Raw genomic sequence first — 15,781 nt, forward strand, 5'->3', positions numbered from 1 at the left:
GCTGGCCGCATTGTTTTTCTGCGGGCTTGGGGCCCTCGGGCGTGGCATCCGGGGGTGTGGAAATTGAACCTTCTTCATTATATGGGAGGGTATGGCCTTTTAGAAAGGGAGAGATGCCTGTGAAGCTGGAACACCATAAGCCCGTGTGCCTGTCAGAGTTTCGAGCAGTGCTGGGGGAGGGGCCGGTCTGGATCAAGGCAGAAAATTCTTTCTATTTTGTCGATATTGTGAGCCACCGCATTCATCGGTACAGCCTGACGGATGGCTCCCTGTCAGGCTGGGATGCTCCCAATCGTACGGGTTTTCTTCTGCCTGTCAGTGACGGGACATTTCTGGCCGGTCTGCCGGATGGTCTGCATCGGTTTGATGTGAAAAAAGGCTATTTCGAGCGGGCCTGCGTCATCGAGCCGGACGATGAGGGGAACCGGCTGAATGATGGCTGTGTCGACCAGCGGGGGCGCATCTGGTTTGGTACGATGGATGACGGGGAAAGTCGGGAGAGCGGGTCTCTCTACCGGGTTGACCACAGGAACGGCCAGCTGGATATCTCACATTGGGATAGTGGTTATACCGTTTCCAACGGTCCGGCTCTGTCACCTTGTGGTCGGGTGCTTTATGCCTGCGACAGTCCCCGGCAGCGTATCTACGCCTTTGATGTCGCAGCAGATGGCCGCCTGACAGGCAAGCGCATTTTTGCCACTTTCACCAAAGGGTATCCAGATGGGGTTGTGACGGACAGCGAGGGCAATCTCTGGTGCGGGACATGGGCAGGGGGACAGATCACCCGCTTCCGCCCGGATGGCACCATGATGGACCCGATTGCCCTGCCGGTAGCCAATGTCACGAAGGTGGCGTTTGGTGGGGATGATTACAGGACCGTGTTCGTGACGACAGCCTGTAAGGGGTTGGACCCCGAGGAGCTGGCAGCCCAGCCGCAGGCTGGTGGCATTTTTGCGTTCCGGACGGACGTTCCGGGCAATCCGCAGCACAGTTTCGTGCTGGAAGGTATCTGATCCTTCGTCTGTTGAGGGTAGACCTGCCGGGAAAGGGGCTTTCGAGGGCCCTTTTCGTCCATGTCAGCCCAGCAGGGCCTGAATACGGGGAACAAGAGGGGCATCGGCCTTGGGCATGGGGTATTCATCCAACCTTGAGGCAGGCACCCATGCCAGTGTCTGGCCTTCCCGCCCGACAGGGTCATTCTCCCACTCCCGGACAAGATAGAGCGTCATGAGCAGGTGGAAGGTAGCACAGTCTTCACTGACAAACGTGAAGGGTTCCAGGCGGTCGGGTTGAACGGTAATGCCCAGCTCTTCATGGAGCTCCCGTGCCAGGGCGGTTTCCGGGGATTCGGGTACTTCCACCTTTCCACCGGGAAATTCCCACAGTCCGGCAAATGTTTTTCCCTCCGGCCGCTGTGCCAGCAGGACAGAGCCATCCGGCTGGATGAGGATGGCTGCCACGACAAGCAGAGTGTGGGGACGGAAAGGTGAGGTCATCAGAGGCTCCGTATCCAGAATGTCCTGTTGTATGGGATGCCAGTTGAAAATGCGCCTTTTATGTCACAGGGGAAAGAGGAAACGTTAAAAAAACGTCATAACCTTTGCGGCAGAGGCTGCTGCTCTGTAGGAAGTCCACCATAACATGAGTTGATAGCTGCCCTGACAGGGAGACAACCCTGACATGGGCTTTTTATTGTGTGCCAATATTGTTGGGAGTGCCAGACGCATTGCGCCGCCATCTTCTTCTGTCCTCTGCTGCCATTTTTCTGGGAATGGGGAGTGGAACTGCCTTTGCCCAGACCCGTTCATCAACTCCGGTGAGTTCCGCTGGTAAAACGGCAGGTGTTTCTGCCGCACAGCATGGTGGGCACACCCTGACGGGGCACCGGCATGGCAGTCGCCGGGATATGACAGGCAAGGGTGGAAACCAGGCAGCAGCGGCAGGGACTGGTGCAGGGCGTGTGAAGGCGGCCAGCCATCACAGGCCGAAATATGTGTCTGCTCATGGGGTGCAGAGCCTGTCCGTCCACGCCTCGCACGTCAGCCGGGCGGCGGAGCTGGTCGTACCGAAAAGCGTGATGAAGGAATATGTGCCCGGGACCAGCCCCTACAAGGCACTGGACCGTATGCCGGGCGTGAGCTTCACCTCCACGGACCCGTTCGGAATCGACAGTTTCGGGGCGAATCTGTACGTCCGTGGCTTTTTCATGAACCAGCTGGGCGTGACGCTGGATGGCATTCCCCTGAATGACCAGACCTATCAGTCCGTCAATGGTCTGAGCCTTGCCTCGGCCATCATTCCTGATGATATCGGCAGCATGACGATGTCGCAGGGTGGGGGTGGCGTGGATGTGCCATCCACCAACACGCTGGGCGGGACCATCCGTTTCACCTCCAGCGATCCGTCCGACAGGCTGGGGGGCAAGGTCAGCCAGGCTTTTGGCAGTTACGGGTCTTACCGCACCTATGCCCGGTTTGATTCCGGCCGTCTGAATGACTCCGGCACGAAATTCTACACCTCCTACGCCCGTACGGATGAAGGCATGTGGGAGGAGAAGGGGGACCAGTTCCTTCAGCAGGTCAATGCCAAGCTGGTGCAGCCGCTTGGCGAGCGCAGCAGGGTTTCGGCCTTCTTCGACTGGACGGACCTTCAGCAGCAGAACTATCCGGACCTCTCACTGGGGATGATCAACAATCTGGGCTGGCGTGTCCCGCATCTCTACCCGGATTATGGCAAGGCCTATCAGTGGGCGCAGCAGTGCAATAACAGCCCGAACAATTTCATGGCCTATCCGGGGTCCAACGGGCAGGTGAATGCCTGTCAGATGCCCTATTATGACGGTGGGCAGCATGAGACCAATTTTCTGGGTGGCCTGAATCTTGATCTTGCCCTGACGGACCATCTGACATGGCATACCACGGCCTATGGTCATGCCCAGTCCGGCAATTACAGCTACACGGCTGCCGCATCCGCCGCTTCGGAGGACCCGGACCTGCAGGTCGCCACGCCGAATGGCGTGCCGCTCTATCAGGAAGTCTGGAAGAACAGCCAGCAGCGTTTCGGCATCAACAGCAGTCTGGACTATCGCTGGAGGCATCACAGGATCAATACGGGTGTCTGGTACGAGAACAACAACCAGACCGCCGGGCTTTACAATTATCTGGAGCCGGAGCTGGGGGCGGGTGCGCCCGTCAAGGCGGTCGGGCCTTACAATGTGTATGGGCCGGCCGACCGGGTCTATAATTTCAGATGGCGTACCAATGTGGTGCAGACCCACCTTCAGGACACCTACACCATCCTCAAGGGATTGACGCTGACAGCGGGTTTCCGCTCCCTGATCTCCCAGACATCCGGTGGCGGGCATGAGAATGACGACTCATGGGCGGCTCTGGATGCCGGTGGCCTGCCCTCCGGCTCCCTTCATGCCACGGGAGCTTTCCTGCCCCATTTCAATCTGGACTGGCGTCTGAACCGGCAGAACGAGTTCTACATCGACGTCTCCAAGAACATGCGGGCCTATGAGGTCTCCGGCACGGGTGTGGCAAACTCGCTCTTCTCCGTGCCCAACCAGCAGGAGTTTCTGCGGCAGAAGGCGCAGACCAAACCGGCCCGGGCCTGGACCTACATGGGGGGGTATCGTTTCACGTCTTCCATCGTGCAGCTGGATGCGACCGTCTATCACTCCACCCTGATGCACGAGCTTCTGGCTGGGGCACGGGGAACGATGTTCAATCCGATTTCTGAAGAATTCGATTTCGGGCGCATTTCCATGACGGGAGCCAATGGCAGCGTGTCCGTCCGTCCCCTGCCGGGGCTGATCATTACCAACACGCTCAGCTACAACAAGGGCACCTATGACCGGGACGTGACCTCCAGTGCCGGGAACTATTATCCGCTGAAGGGCAAGAATATCGTCAATTACCCGGCATGGATGTACAAGGCTTCCATCGCCTATACATGGCGTGGGCTGAATGCACATTTTGATGCCAACTATTTTGGCAGGCGGTATTACAGCTTCATGAACGACACCTCAATCGGCAGCTACTGGCTGGCCAATACGGGGGTGACTTATACGTTCAGGAAACTGGCAGGCGTGCGGGACCTGACGGTCAGCTTCAACGTCTACAACCTGTTCAACAACAGATACATCGCCATGATGGGTGAGAACAACAACCCGCCCGTGGGGGATTACCAGTCCCTGGAGCGCGGGGCGACACGGGAATATTTCGGAACGATCAGTGCAGCCTTCTGACTGGTCCGCAGCATGAAGAACGGCCCGCTCTGGTTTCAGGCGGGCCGTTCTGCTGTTCAGCGGGCTTCTTCGGCCAGTTCGGCACTCAGGGCGGTGATGAACTGCGAGGCGACCCGGCCGGAGCGGCTGCCCCGCTGCATGGCCCATTGCAGGGCACGCCGGTGCAGCTCCTCCCGGGCGATGGGGAGCTGCCTCTCCTCCGCATAGGCATCGATGATGCTGAGATAATGGGGCTGGGAAGCACCATAGAGGCCGATCCACAGGCCGAACCGGTCGGAGAGGGACACCTTTTCCTCGATGGCCTCGCCCGGGTTGATGGCATCCCCCGCTTCATTCTCGATCATGTTCTGCGGCATGAGGTGACGGCGGTTGGAGGTGGCATAGACCAGCACATTGTCAGGCCGTCCGGCGATGCCTCCATCCAGGACCGATTTCAGGGACTTGTAATCCGCATCCTGAGTCTCGAAGGAGAGATCGTCACAGAACAGGATGACCCGGCGGGAGGTGCGGCGCAGCAGGGCCAGCAGCTGCGGCAGGGTGGCGAGGTCATCCCGTGGAATCTCGATCAGTGCCAGCGGGGGCTGGCCGTTCCTGCGCTGTTCCTCATTGACGGCCAGAAGACAGGCCTTGACGAGCGAGGACTTGCCCATGCCTCTGGCACCCCAGAGCATCACGTTGTTGGCTGCCAGTCCGTGGGCAAAGAAGCGTGTGTTGCCCATGACCTGCCTGATCTGCCGGTCGATGCCCTTCAGCAGCTTCAGCGGGACGGCCTGCATGTGGGGGATGGGCAGCAGATGGCCGCTCCCGCCCTGCCAGATGAAGCTGTCCTGCGTGGGGTCATCCAGCATGGCAGGGTCTGCTGGTGGAGGAGCCATGCGTTCCAGACTTTCGGCAATGCGGGTCAGGAGAGGGAGAAGAGCGGTTGCTGGCATGGTCTTCCTGTGTAATGAGCTTGACGTGACGGTCTGGCACGATATGGTCCGCAATTATCTCATCAAGATGGAACCAACACCACCTATGCACAATATTCTTTTTTCCACGGCTTATGCCGCTGATGCCGGTACCAATGGCGGCGCCTTCAGTTCGGCAGCGCTTGTGCAGTATGCACCTTTCGTGCTGATCTTTGTGGTCTTCTATTTCTTCCTGATCCGCCCACAGCAGAAGCGCCAGCGTGAACTGCGGGAGGAGCAGAACAGCCTGCGTCGTGGTGACCGGATTGTCACGGCAGGTGGCATCGTGGGGACGGTACAGAACACCCGTGATGATTCGCAGGAAGTGGATGTGGAAATCGCACAGGGCGTGAAGGTGAAGGTCATCCGCAGTACGATCACGACCATCCTGCGGCGTGAGGGCAAGCCTGCCAACGAGGCGTAAGGGAACGTTCCTCAGCGGGTTTCATGCCCAGCTGGCACCATAAAGAAAAGGCCCTGCCACGATGAACCGTGGCAGGGCCTTTCTCATGTCGGGTGGGCCGGACGATCAGGCACCCTTCAGGCAGCTCTCGGCGTACTCGTAGTTGGCGAGACGGTCGAGGAAGTTGGTGACGTAGTCCGGACGACGGTTGCGGAAGTCCAGATAGTAGGAGTGCTCCCACACATCCAGCCCCAGCAGCGTACGCCCCTCATCCTCGGAGAGCGGATTGGCGGCATTGGCCGTCTTGGTGACCTTGAGCTTGCCATCGGAGCCCAGAACCAGCCATGCCCAGCCAGACCCGAACTGTGTCGTGGCAGCCTGCTTGAAAGCGGCCTTGAAGGCATCAACGGAGCCGAAATCCTCGGTCAGTTTCTTCTCCAGCGCACCGGGGATGCGGCCGCCGTTGGGGGAGAGGCAGTTCCAGAAGATGCAGTGGTTCCAGTGCTGGCCGGCATTGTTGAAGACCGGGGCCAGGGAGGAATCAGCGTGAGACAGGGCAATGATTTCTTCAAGGGCCTTGCCTGCCAGTTCCGGCTTGCTCTCGACGAAGCCGTTCAGGGCTGTGACATAGGCCTGATGGTGCTTGCCGTGGTGCAGCTCCAGTGTTTCCTGGCACATGCCGGCATCGGCCAGGGCGTTTTCGGCATAGGGGAGTTTTGGGAGTTCAAAAGCCATGTGAATCTTCCTTGACATATGAGGGGCAGGAGGCATCCCTCCTGCCAATTCATGACCCCCTCTAGCTATGGTTGCCGGGCGGCAACGTCAAGGTGTGTGGGGCGGAGTGTCTTAAAAAAAGAGTAAAACAGTCCCAATAGTGGGAAGAAGGACCGCTGGGTACCTTTCAGCGGTTGGCAGCCTCCCGTTCCATCCGGGCAATCAGGGCGGAGTAATCGTCATCAGCATGATTCCGATTGGAGGCGGCCAGATTCTGGGAGGCTGCCGCCATGCCGTGCATCGGGACGCCACAGCGGCGGGCGGCCTCCATCAGCAGGCCCATGTCCTTGCTCATCAGGCGGGTTGGAAACTGGGAGGGGAAATGCCCTGCCTTGCCCATGCCGATCTTGCGCTTGTGATGGGGGCTGATGACGGCCAGTTCCTGAAGGGCATCGAAAAGGACGCTGCGCTCCACGCCAGCGGCCAGGCCATAGGCGATCCCTTCAGCAATGATGTTCAGCGTGCCCCCCATGATGCCGTTGACGACGAGCTTCAGCCGGGCTGCGCTCCCGGCCGGACCGGCATGGATGGTGATGCGGCCGATGTGGTCCAGAATGGGGCGGGCGAGCGTTACGGTTGCTTCCGGGCCTCCCACCAGCATGATGAGGGCCCCTTTTTCGGCTTCCGGCGTGCTGCCTGACATGGGGGCGTCCAGCACGGCGACATTGCGCTCACCCAGCAGGGCTGCGAGGTGGTCGGCCTGTTCCGGTGAGACGGTGGAGGTGTCCAGCACGAGCTGCCCGCTCCGCAGTCCCGCCAGGAGGCCATCCGGGCCATGCAGGGCCGTGTTCTCCGCCTCGTCATTCGGGACACAGATGATGATGGCGTCGCTCCTTTCCGCCACGAGGCAGGGAGAGGCCAGCATGGGGACATCCGCCTCAGCGCCATTGCTCCGGCCTGATGGCGTGTGAGCGACGACATCGTATCCGGCCCGGACCAGATTGCGCCCCATGAGGGACGCCATGGCACCATAACCGATGAAACCGATGGTCTTGATGGACATGGGCGGGTTCCTTTCAGGGTTTGTTGAGTCAGTCTTTACGGGGGAGATGGACCGGGGCGGGTAAGGATTAAAGAGGGATGGCGGAAGCGTGATGGAAAGCCGCCATGAAAAAACCCCGCCGGAGCGGGGTTGGAAAAGGATCATTCCTCGTCGTCGTAATCTTCTGCATCGGCCGGGTGGCGGATGGGGGGACGGGACCGGTTGTCCGCATTGCGGCGGGTGAAGTGGTGAGCAATGTCAGCCAGTTCCACGAAGTGGTCTGTCTGGCGGCGCAGGTCGTCACCAATCATCGGTGGTGTCGTCTTGACGGAGGAAATGACCGTGACCCGCACGCCACGGGACTGCACGGCCTCCACGGCACGGCGCAGGTCGGAATCCCCGCTGACGATCACGATATGGTCCAGCCGGGGGGCCTGTTCGATCAGGTCCACGGCCAGCTCGACATTCATGTTGCCCTTTACGCGGCGTTGGCCGGACTGGTTGGTGAATTCCCGTGCCGTCTTGGTGACCAGATGATAGCCGTTATAGGCCAGCCAGTCTGTCAACGGGCGGAGGGGGGAGTAATCTTCCGTCTCCGGCATGGCCGCATAATAGAAGGCCCGCTGGAAGGAACACTGCTGTTCGAAAAGGTCCCGCAGGGCGAGGAAATCGACCTCGAACCCCAGGTTGCGTGCGGCGTGGTGCAGGCTGGCCCCGTTGATGAAAAGTGATGTGCGATCGTTTTTGCGTAGGAGAAGGTTGGACATATGGCTCACATATGGTCTTGGGTTAGTCTTGGGTGCGGGGAGTGTTGATCAAGAAATGTCCTGTCAGTCTCGGGCAGGGCTGCCCTTTGATTGTTTCCCTGTTCCGTATGTATGGCGGACTCAGCACCAGATCTGATGATGGAAGGCATGTCGGGTGGAGAAAGCAGGACAGCCTCCTGCTTCCCTCTTACAGCTTTGCGTTGCGTCAATAAAGGCCTTTGTGGTAACAAAAGCCCAGATTGTGAGATAGCAATGGGATGGGCTGCCTGTTTCGGCAGGTGGGGCTGTCCCGGCCCGTTTGCAGGGGCCATTTCAGCATGTGAGTGGGGAGCGCCGGTTTTATGGCACGTGTGACCGTAGAGGACTGCATCGAGAAGGTTCCGAACCGTTTTGACCTGGTGCTGCTGGCCGCCCAGCGGGCCCGTGGTCTTTCCCGCGGGGAGGAGATGCAGGTTCCGCGGGATAATGACAAGAATACCGTTGTTGCCCTGCGTGAGATCGCCGAGGATCATGTGAGCCTCGAGGGGCTGAAGAACGGCATTGTCCGCTCCATGAGCAACCAGCCGGAAGTCGAGCCTTCCGATGAGGAAGTGATGGACCTCATCCCGACAGACCAGAACATTTTCGGTCTTCAGGATGTATCTGCGGAAGAGGAAGCTGCCAACATGGCAGCTGATGAAGCCGGCTCCGGCCGGGGGCGTCGCTAAGCCTTTCAGGAACTGAGGTGTGCGCCCTGGGGAAGGGCCCCCTTTTCTTCGCCTTCGGGCGGGGATGGGATGCAGGTTCTTCCATCAGTGAAGAATGGGGGCTGATCCATGGCTGATGAAACGCTGCTTTCCACCGATCTCCCGGCGGAGACGGTGGCTGGTGCCGGGGACGCCCTTTTGCAGGATTTCTACCCCTCCATAAGCGGCCTGCTGGAGCGGGTCCGCTGTTACGATCCCCATGCTGATCTGGCCCTGATGCAGGAGGCCTACGATCTGGCCGCCAAAGCCCATGAGGGCCAGTGCCGGGACAATGGTGATCCTTACATCACCCATCCGATTGCCGTGGCCAACATACTGGCCGGGTTCCGTATGGACCCCGTGTCCATCATGGTGGGTTTCCTGCATGATACCGTGGAGGATACGGGCATCTCTCTGGAGATGCTGGCAGGGCGTTTTGGCAAGGATGTAGCGGCCATCGTTGATGGCGTGACCAAGCTGACACGGCTGGAGCTTCAGTCCGACAGGACCAAGCAGGCGGAGAATTTCCGCAAGCTGGTGCTCGCCATGTCGCGGGACATTCGTGTGCTCATCGTCAAGCTGGCGGACCGGCTGCACAACATGCGGACGTTGCATTATGTCCAGCGGACAGACCGGCGGCAGCGTATCGCCAGGGAAACACTGGACATCTACGCCCCTCTGGCCGAACGCATCGGCATGGACCGGGTGAAGACGGAACTCCAGGATATTGCCTTTGTCAATCTGGAGCCGGAGGCTGATGCCACCATCCGGGCCCGGCTGAATTACCTGCGTGGGCAGGGTGCGGACATGATCGAGCAGATACGCTGCGAGCTGGCCACACTCTGCAAGGAAGCCGGGGTGGAGGGGGCGACCGTCATCGGGCGGGAAAAATCCCCCTATTCCATCTGGGAAAAGATGAAGCGGCGGAATGTTGCTTTCGAGCAGCTTTCCGACATTATGGCGTTCCGCATTCTCGTGCCCACGAGAGAAGCCTGTTATGCGGCGCTGGGGGCGGTGCACGGGGCCTACCCCATGATTGCCGGACGCTTCAAGGACTACATCTCCACCCCCAAGACGAACGGCTACCAGTCCCTGCATACAGGGGTGACGCTCTATCGGCCGCACAGCCAGAAGATCGAGGTGCAGATACGTACACCGGAGATGCACGATCTGGCAGAGAATGGCGTGGCCTCCCACTGGAGCTACAAGGATGGCAGCAGCCCCAGCGAGCATGAGACGGCCGTTCTTTCGGAAACATTCGGGGCCTATACCCGCAAGCTGCGTTGGGTGCAGGACCTGCTGGACATTCTGGAGGACAGTCAGGGGCCGGACGAGTTTCTGGAGAATACCAAGCTCGAACTCTATCAGGATCAGGTCTTCTGCTTCACCCCCAAGGGACAGCTCATTTCCCTGCCTCGTGGGGCTACGCCGGTGGACTTTGCCTACGCCGTACACAGTCAGGTCGGGGACCGGTGTGTGGGGGCCAAGGTCAATGGGCGTCTTGTCCCGCTGAAGCATGTTCTGGAGAATGGCGACCAGATCGACATCATGACGGCACGGGGGGGCACGCCGTCCCCGTCATGGGAGCGGTTTGTCGTCACGGGCAAGGCCCGTGCCCGTGTGCGGCGCTTCGTGGCCCTCCAGCAGCGGCAGAACAACGTTGAGAATGGCCGTGGTACTGTTGCCCGTGCGTTCCGCCAGAAAGGTGTTGATGGGTCGGAGAAAGTGCTGGAGGGCCTTCTTGGCACGCTGAAGCAGAACAGCCTTGATGAGCTGTATGGCAGCGTCGGGGCCGGGCAGCTGGACCCGAGGGATGTTGTAGGGGCGGCCTATCCGGAGCTGTCCCGTCAGGGGCAGGTGCCCCGTATCGTGCCCGGCCTGTCCCCCCGGCTGGAGGGAAGGCTGGACCAGAAGCCCCTGCCGCCAAGACGGCCTTCCAGTTATGAGGGCACGTTGGTCAATGGTGTCGGGCGGGGTATTGAACTGCACTTTGCGGGTTGCTGCCGTCCTTTGCCGGGGGACCGCATCGTGGGCATCATTGCCCAGGGCAAGGGAGTGACCGTACATCGGCGCAAATGCCACAATCTCAGCATGTTTTCGGACATGCCCGAGCGCTTTCTTGAAATCTCATGGAGTGAGGAGGCCCTTGGGCGGACAGGGCGGGATGCCCCCCGTTACACGGCCCGCCTTTCCGTCGTGGCGGGAAATGACCCGGCTGTTCTGGCAGCGCTGACCAACCTGGCGACACGGCACGAGGCCAGCGTGATCAATCTGCGGATCGTGAACCGCCAGCTGGATTTCATGGAAATTCTGGTGGACCTCGAGGTGCGGAGCAAGGGGCATCTGGCAACGGTTCTGGCAGGGTTCCGGGCCGAGAAGGGTGTTCTTCAGGCCGAACGGACAAAGGGATGACCTCATGATTCTGGGGATCGGGGTTGATCTCTGCTCCATCGGGCGGATCGAACGGGCCCTGGCCCGCCATGGGGATGCGTTTCTGGAGCGTGTGTTCACGCTGGAGGAGCGTCAGTATGTGCAGGCATTGCGGGGGGCGGCCCGGGCAGGGGCCTGTGCCAAACGCTGGGCAGCGAAGGAGGCCTGCGCCAAGGCTTTGGGAACAGGCTTTGCCCAGGGGGTGCAGCTTCAGGATATTTCCGTGGGGCGGAATGATCTGGGGGCTCCTGTGCTCAGCCTTTCGGGCGCAGCGGCGACCCTTCTGGACCAGCGCCTGCCAGCAGGGCATCGGGCCGAATTGCTGTTGAGCCTGAGTGATGAGCCGCCCATGGCCATGGCACAGGTGCTGATACAGGCTGTTGCCCTTTAGTCTTGGCGGCTTGAAATATCGTCAGGATGGAATTAACGCATGACCCGGCGGGTCAGGCAGGCTATGGCAGAAACGGGCAGGGCAGTCTGCCTGCTTCTTGCCAGAACAGGATGAACAGGGACCATGAACGAAGACAGACAGGAAGAACAGACAGAAAAGCCGGAAAGCCTTCTGGCCTCCATAAGACAGATTCTTCTATGGCTCATTCTGGTGGTTGCCGTACGTTCACTGCTGGTCGAACCGTTCAATATTCCGTCTGCCTCCATGATCCCGACCCTTCAGGTCGGGGATTTTGTGGCGGTCTCCAAGATGAGCTACGGTTATTCCCGGTATTCTTTTCCGTTCTCGCCGCCGTTCATTTCGGGACGTGTGTTCGCTTCCATGCCGCACCGTGGGGATGTGGCGGTGTTCCGGTTCACCAAGGATACGTCAGTCGATTACATCAAGCGGATTGTCGGCCTGCCCGGGGATCGCATCCGCATGGAACAGGGGCATCTCTTCATCAATGGTCAGGAAGTGCCGCGGGAGGACCGGGGGCATTACAGCGTGATGGATGAGCGGGGCTATGTGCTGTCTGGGACCCGTTATCGGGAAATGCTGCCCCGGGAGGATGGCAAGACGGTACCGCATGATATCCTGAAGATGCGGGATGATGACCTTGCCAACAATACGCCTGAATATACCGTGCCAGAGGGCTGCCTGTTTGCCATGGGGGATGACCGGGATGACAGTTCGGACAGCCGCTTTCAGGGAGGGCATGAGAGCGGTGCCTGTGCTGTCCCGGCCGGGCGTGATTATCTGACGGATAGCGGCGGTCATGATCTGGGGTTCGTGCCTGTGATCAATCTGGTCGGACGGGCAAAGATGGTGCTGTTCTCCGTTGATATGCGGCATCCGGCCTGGCAGTTCTGGTATTGGCCGACAGAGATACGCTGGGGCCGTTTCCTGCGTGGTATTGACGAATGATGACACGTGATGAGGCTGTCCGCCATGTCGAGGCGAAGCTGGAACACCGTTTTGCTGACCCCGCACTTCTGCATGAGGCTTTGACCCACCGGTCCGCCGTGCCACGGCGGCAGGGACGGAACCGGGGGCGGCAGAAGGGGCATGCTCCGGGGAAAACGCCACGGGGGCAGGGGTCCAACGAGCGTCTGGAGTTCGTGGGGGACAGGGTGCTTGGCCTGCTGATGGCGGAATGGCTCTTTGAGCGCTATCCGGAGGAGCAGGAAGGCGCTCTGGGGGCCCGCCACGCCCATCTGGTCTCCCGTCCTGTTCTGGCCCGGATTGCGGAAGGGATTGAGCTTTCCGAGGCGATACAGATTGCCCAGCATGAGGAAAGTGCCGGCATACGTGTTCTGGCCAGTGTTCTGGCCGATGCGATGGAAGCCCTGCTGGGCGCACTCTATCTGGATGCCGGGCTGGACCCGGCCCGGCATGTGGTCCGTCGCCTCTGGGACAGGGACATCGAGAAGAGTGGACAGCCCCACAAGGAGCCGAAAACGCTGCTTCAGGAGTTTCTGCTGGGGCGTGGCGAGGCCTTGCCGCATTATGAACTGACCGCCGCTGATGGGCCGTCCCATGCACCGATATTCCGTGTGGAGGTCCGGGCACTGGGGCAGGTGGGTGTTGGCCGTGCAGGCAGCAAGCGGCTGGCTGAAAGTGCGGCGGCGACAGATTTGCTGAAGAAGATGGGGCAGGAGACAGAACGTGCCTGAGGATACAGAAAAGACCGCCACGGGCGGAGAGACACGCTGCGGTTTTGTTGCTCTTGTCGGGGCTCCCAATGCAGGAAAATCCACCCTGCTGAACCGCATGGCTGGGGCCAAGCTGTCCATTGTCAGCCCCAAGGCGCAGACGACACGGTTCCGTACGCTTGGCATTGTGATGCGGGATACGGCGCAGATCGTGTTTGTGGACCTGCCGGGCATCTTCAAGCCCCGCCGACGGCTGGACCAGGCGATGGTCAATGCTGCCTGGAGCGGGTCGCAGGATGCTGACCTCAACCTGCTGCTGGTGGATAGCCGCATCGGTCTGACAGACGAGATCAGGGAGATCATCGCTCGACTGAAAGAGGGGAAGCGGCCTGTCTGGCTGGTGCTGAACAAGACAGACCTCATCCAGCGGGATCAGCTTCTGCCTCTGACGAAGGCCATCACGGACCTCCTGCCGGTGGAAGAGGTCTATATGGTCAGTGCCCGGTCCGGTGATGGGGTTGAGGGCCTGCTGGACGGGTTGGCCAGGGCCATGCCCGTTGGGCCTTACCATTACCCTGAAGATGATCTGACAGATCTGCCAGACCGTCTGCTGGCAGCGGAAATCGTGCGGGAGCAGGTCTTCCTCCAGACCCATGAGGAGATTCCCTACCATGCCACGGTGGAGACGGAATCCTTCAAGACACGCAAGGACGGATCCATCCGCATCGACGTGACGATCTACGTGTCACGGGCAGGGCACAAGGCCATCCTCATCGGGGAGCGGGGGCAGCGCATCCGGGAGATCGGGATGCGGGCCCGGAAACAGCTGGAAGGCCTTCTGGATGCTCCCTGCCATCTTTTCCTCAATGTGAAGGAGAGGGCTGCGTGGGACAAGGAGACAGCCCGCCTGCGGGCCCTCGGTCTTGCAGATTATGGCTGAAGCGCACGAGTTTCGCTTGTTCATGCAGGGGTAGCTCTGTATGAGGGAGCAGACAGATTTCAGGACATCATCAACCAGAGAGCCGGTACGATCATGAGCACCGCCCCCCAAGAGCCGAACTTCCCTTATAAACGGGTCCTTCTCAAAGTGTCTGGCGAGGCGCTGATGGGCAAGGGAACTGCCGGTGTTGACCCGGAGATGGTGGACATGGTGGCTGCGGACATCGCCGGTGTGGCCGCTCTGGGCGGGCAGGTCTGTCTCGTCGTGGGGGGAGGCAACATCTTCCGTGGACTGGCCGCTGCCGCCAAGGGAATGGACCGGGTGCAGGGGGACTATGCCGGGATGCTGGCAACGGTCATCAATGCCCTGATGCTCCAGAATGCGCTGGAGAAGCGTCATGTGGAGACCCGGGTGATGACGGCCATCCACATGGCCTCCATTGCCGAGCCTTATATCCGCCGCCGGGCCGTCCGTCATATGGAGAAGGGCCGTGTGGTTATCTTCGCAGCCGGTACGGGCAATCCGTTCTTCACAACTGATACGGCTGCTGCCCTGCGGGCGAACGAGATGGAGTGCGATGCCCTCTTCAAAGGAACGCAGGTTGATGGTGTCTATTCCGATGATCCTCGCCTGAATCCCGATGCCGAGCGTTATGAACAGCTGACCTACATGGATGCCCTGGCCCGCAATCTGAAGGTCATGGATGCAGCAGCTGTCAGTCTCGCCCGGGAGAATGCTCTGCCGATCATCGTGTTCAACATGCATGCGCCGGGGGCTTTTGCGGCAGCCATGAAAGGTGAAGGGCGCTTCACCCGGATTGTTGAGGGTTGAGAGCGAGCGACCAGATTACCATGTCAGCCCGCACCGGCTGACGAACGGAACGATTACTGAGGAAGTGATTTGCCATGAGCACAGAACTGAACGACCTGCTTGATGACCTCAAACGTCGCATGGAAGGGGCGCTGGAGAGCCTGCGCCGTGATCTCTCTGGCCTGCGCTCCGGCCGTGCCAGCCCGAACCTTCTGGAGCCGGTACGTGTGGAGGCTTATGGCTCCGTGGTGCCCCTCTCCCAGGTTGGTTCCGTTGCCGTGCCGGAAGCCCGGATGCTGACGGTCTCTGTCTGGGATGCCAGTGTTGTTTCCTCTGTTGAGAAAGCCATCCGTGACAGTGGGCTGGGGCTGAACCCTGCTGCTGAAGGGCAGACCATCCGTGTGCCCATCCCGCAGCTGACAGAGGAACGCCGCAACGAGATGGCCAAGGCCGCTGCCCGTTACGCCGAAGGTGGCCGTGTGGCCGTGCGTGGTGTCCGCCGGGATGGCATGGACAAGGCCAAGGCCCTGGAAAAGAATGGCGATATCAGTCAGGACGACATGAAGGTCTGGACGGCTGCCATCCAGAAGCTGACAGATGAGCATATCGGTCGTGTGGACAGCCTGCTGGCTGACAAGGAGCGGGACATCAAACAGGTCTGAT

The 15,781-nt window shown here is 60.2% G+C and carries 16 protein-coding genes; 11 read left to right on the forward strand and 5 right to left on the reverse strand.

Translation table 11 applies throughout. The features are described 5' to 3' along the window. Positions 1-119: 119 nt before the first annotated feature. Positions 120-1,013, forward strand: a complete 894-nt coding sequence (locus J8Z04_RS05650) for an SMP-30/gluconolactonase/LRE family protein (protein WP_248460457.1) — start codon at positions 120-122, stop codon at positions 1,011-1,013. A gap of 63 nt (positions 1,014-1,076) precedes the next feature. On the opposite strand, the gene mutT is transcribed toward J8Z04_RS05650, so the two are convergent. Further along, positions 1,077-1,496, reverse strand: a complete 420-nt coding sequence (mutT, locus tag J8Z04_RS05655) for an 8-oxo-dGTP diphosphatase MutT (protein ID WP_043560701.1) — start codon at positions 1,494-1,496, stop codon at positions 1,077-1,079. Positions 1,497-1,714: 218 nt separating this feature from the next. On the opposite strand from mutT, the gene J8Z04_RS05660 reads away from it, so the two are divergent. Further along, entirely contained in the window at positions 1,715-4,252 is a 2,538-nt protein-coding gene (locus J8Z04_RS05660) for a TonB-dependent receptor (RefSeq protein ID WP_332067141.1), read from the forward strand. Positions 4,253-4,308: 56 nt separating this feature from the next. Here the strand turns inward: J8Z04_RS05660 and J8Z04_RS05665 are convergent, their stop codons facing one another. Next, on the reverse strand, positions 4,309-5,184 hold the full coding sequence (locus J8Z04_RS05665; RefSeq protein ID WP_192848037.1) for an ATP-binding protein: 876 nt from the start codon (positions 5,182-5,184) through the stop codon (positions 4,309-4,311). Between the two features lie 85 nt (positions 5,185-5,269). Here J8Z04_RS05665 and yajC point away from each other — a divergent pair, with 85 nt between their 5' ends. Further along, a complete protein-coding gene (yajC, locus tag J8Z04_RS05670) occupies positions 5,270-5,626 on the forward strand; it encodes a preprotein translocase subunit YajC (RefSeq protein WP_043561439.1) in 357 nt (118 codons plus the stop codon). 105 nt (positions 5,627-5,731) lie between these two features. Here yajC and J8Z04_RS05675 read toward each other — a convergent pair whose 3' ends face one another. From J8Z04_RS05675 to J8Z04_RS05685, 3 genes are all read right to left on the reverse strand, one after another. Beyond that, positions 5,732-6,340 (reverse strand): superoxide dismutase, encoded by a 609-nt coding sequence (locus J8Z04_RS05675; RefSeq protein ID WP_043560695.1) that lies wholly within the window; start codon positions 6,338-6,340, stop codon positions 5,732-5,734. Positions 6,341-6,506: 166 nt separating this feature from the next. Beyond that, a complete protein-coding gene (locus J8Z04_RS05680; protein WP_192848038.1) occupies positions 6,507-7,382 on the reverse strand; it encodes an NAD(P)-dependent oxidoreductase in 876 nt (291 codons plus the stop codon). A 140-nt stretch (positions 7,383-7,522) separates the two neighbouring features. After that, positions 7,523-8,128 (reverse strand): LabA-like NYN domain-containing protein, encoded by a 606-nt coding sequence (locus J8Z04_RS05685; protein WP_043560690.1) that lies wholly within the window; start codon positions 8,126-8,128, stop codon positions 7,523-7,525. A gap of 341 nt (positions 8,129-8,469) precedes the next feature. Between J8Z04_RS05685 and rpoZ the strand changes: the two genes are divergently transcribed. The 8 genes from rpoZ to frr all read left to right on the forward strand — a co-directional run bounded on the left by rpoZ (position 8,470) and on the right by frr (position 15,780). After that, positions 8,470-8,835: a DNA-directed RNA polymerase subunit omega gene (gene rpoZ / locus J8Z04_RS05690; protein ID WP_043560688.1), complete on the forward strand. Its 366-nt coding sequence runs from the start codon at positions 8,470-8,472 to the stop codon at positions 8,833-8,835. A gap of 108 nt (positions 8,836-8,943) precedes the next feature. Continuing rightward, a complete protein-coding gene (locus tag J8Z04_RS05695; RefSeq protein WP_192848039.1) occupies positions 8,944-11,265 on the forward strand; it encodes a RelA/SpoT family protein in 2,322 nt (773 codons plus the stop codon). Positions 11,266-11,269: 4 nt separating this feature from the next. Beyond that, positions 11,270-11,674 carry a holo-ACP synthase gene (gene acpS / locus J8Z04_RS05700; RefSeq protein WP_081563005.1) on the forward strand — a complete coding sequence of 135 codons (405 nt, stop codon included), beginning with the start codon at positions 11,270-11,272 and terminating at the stop codon, positions 11,672-11,674. Between the two features lie 123 nt (positions 11,675-11,797). Then, a complete protein-coding gene (lepB, locus tag J8Z04_RS05705) occupies positions 11,798-12,640 on the forward strand; it encodes a signal peptidase I (RefSeq protein ID WP_043560682.1) in 843 nt (280 codons plus the stop codon). Next, positions 12,637-13,389, forward strand: a complete 753-nt coding sequence (gene rnc / locus J8Z04_RS05710; protein WP_086431112.1) for a ribonuclease III — start codon at positions 12,637-12,639, stop codon at positions 13,387-13,389. Before lepB ends, rnc begins: the two co-directional genes overlap by 4 nt. Continuing rightward, on the forward strand, positions 13,382-14,308 hold the full coding sequence (gene era, locus J8Z04_RS05715) for a GTPase Era (RefSeq protein ID WP_192848040.1): 927 nt from the start codon (positions 13,382-13,384) through the stop codon (positions 14,306-14,308). Before rnc ends, era begins: the two co-directional genes overlap by 8 nt. A gap of 93 nt (positions 14,309-14,401) precedes the next feature. Next, positions 14,402-15,139, forward strand: coding sequence for a UMP kinase (pyrH, locus tag J8Z04_RS05720; RefSeq protein WP_043560680.1), 738 nt, complete (start codon positions 14,402-14,404; stop codon positions 15,137-15,139). Positions 15,140-15,213: 74 nt separating this feature from the next. Then, complete coding sequence (gene frr / locus J8Z04_RS05725) at positions 15,214-15,780, forward strand: ribosome recycling factor (protein ID WP_043560677.1); 567 nt, start codon at positions 15,214-15,216, stop codon at positions 15,778-15,780. The last annotated feature ends 1 nt before the right edge of the window (position 15,781 follow it).

It is taken from the genome of Bombella apis (assembly GCF_018221685.1).
GTDB classification, from domain to species: Bacteria; Pseudomonadota; Alphaproteobacteria; order Acetobacterales; family Acetobacteraceae; genus Bombella; species Bombella apis.

What these genes read in the sequence shown, in the direction of transcription:
- J8Z04_RS05665 (WP_192848037.1), bottom strand. Translation starts at nt 5,184, where the DNA reads ATGCCAGCAACCGCTCTTCTCCCTCTCCTGACCCGCATTGCCGAAAGT.
- frr (WP_043560677.1), top strand. Translation starts at nt 15,214, where the DNA reads ATGAGCACAGAACTGAACGACCTGCTTGATGACCTCAAACGTCGCATG.
- J8Z04_RS05675 (WP_043560695.1), bottom strand. Translation starts at nt 6,340, where the DNA reads ATGGCTTTTGAACTCCCAAAACTCCCCTATGCCGAAAACGCCCTGGCC.
- acpS (WP_081563005.1), top strand. Translation starts at nt 11,270, where the DNA reads ATGATTCTGGGGATCGGGGTTGATCTCTGCTCCATCGGGCGGATCGAA.
- yajC (WP_043561439.1), top strand. Translation starts at nt 5,270, where the DNA reads ATGCACAATATTCTTTTTTCCACGGCTTATGCCGCTGATGCCGGTACC.
- J8Z04_RS05685 (WP_043560690.1), bottom strand. Translation starts at nt 8,128, where the DNA reads ATGTCCAACCTTCTCCTACGCAAAAACGATCGCACATCACTTTTCATC.
- rnc (WP_086431112.1), top strand. Translation starts at nt 12,637, where the DNA reads ATGATGACACGTGATGAGGCTGTCCGCCATGTCGAGGCGAAGCTGGAA.
- pyrH (WP_043560680.1), top strand. Translation starts at nt 14,402, where the DNA reads ATGAGCACCGCCCCCCAAGAGCCGAACTTCCCTTATAAACGGGTCCTT.
- lepB (WP_043560682.1), top strand. Translation starts at nt 11,798, where the DNA reads ATGAACGAAGACAGACAGGAAGAACAGACAGAAAAGCCGGAAAGCCTT.
- J8Z04_RS05680 (WP_192848038.1), bottom strand. Translation starts at nt 7,382, where the DNA reads ATGTCCATCAAGACCATCGGTTTCATCGGTTATGGTGCCATGGCGTCC.
- J8Z04_RS05695 (WP_192848039.1), top strand. Translation starts at nt 8,944, where the DNA reads ATGGCTGATGAAACGCTGCTTTCCACCGATCTCCCGGCGGAGACGGTG.
- rpoZ (WP_043560688.1), top strand. Translation starts at nt 8,470, where the DNA reads ATGGCACGTGTGACCGTAGAGGACTGCATCGAGAAGGTTCCGAACCGT.
- mutT (WP_043560701.1), bottom strand. Translation starts at nt 1,496, where the DNA reads ATGACCTCACCTTTCCGTCCCCACACTCTGCTTGTCGTGGCAGCCATC.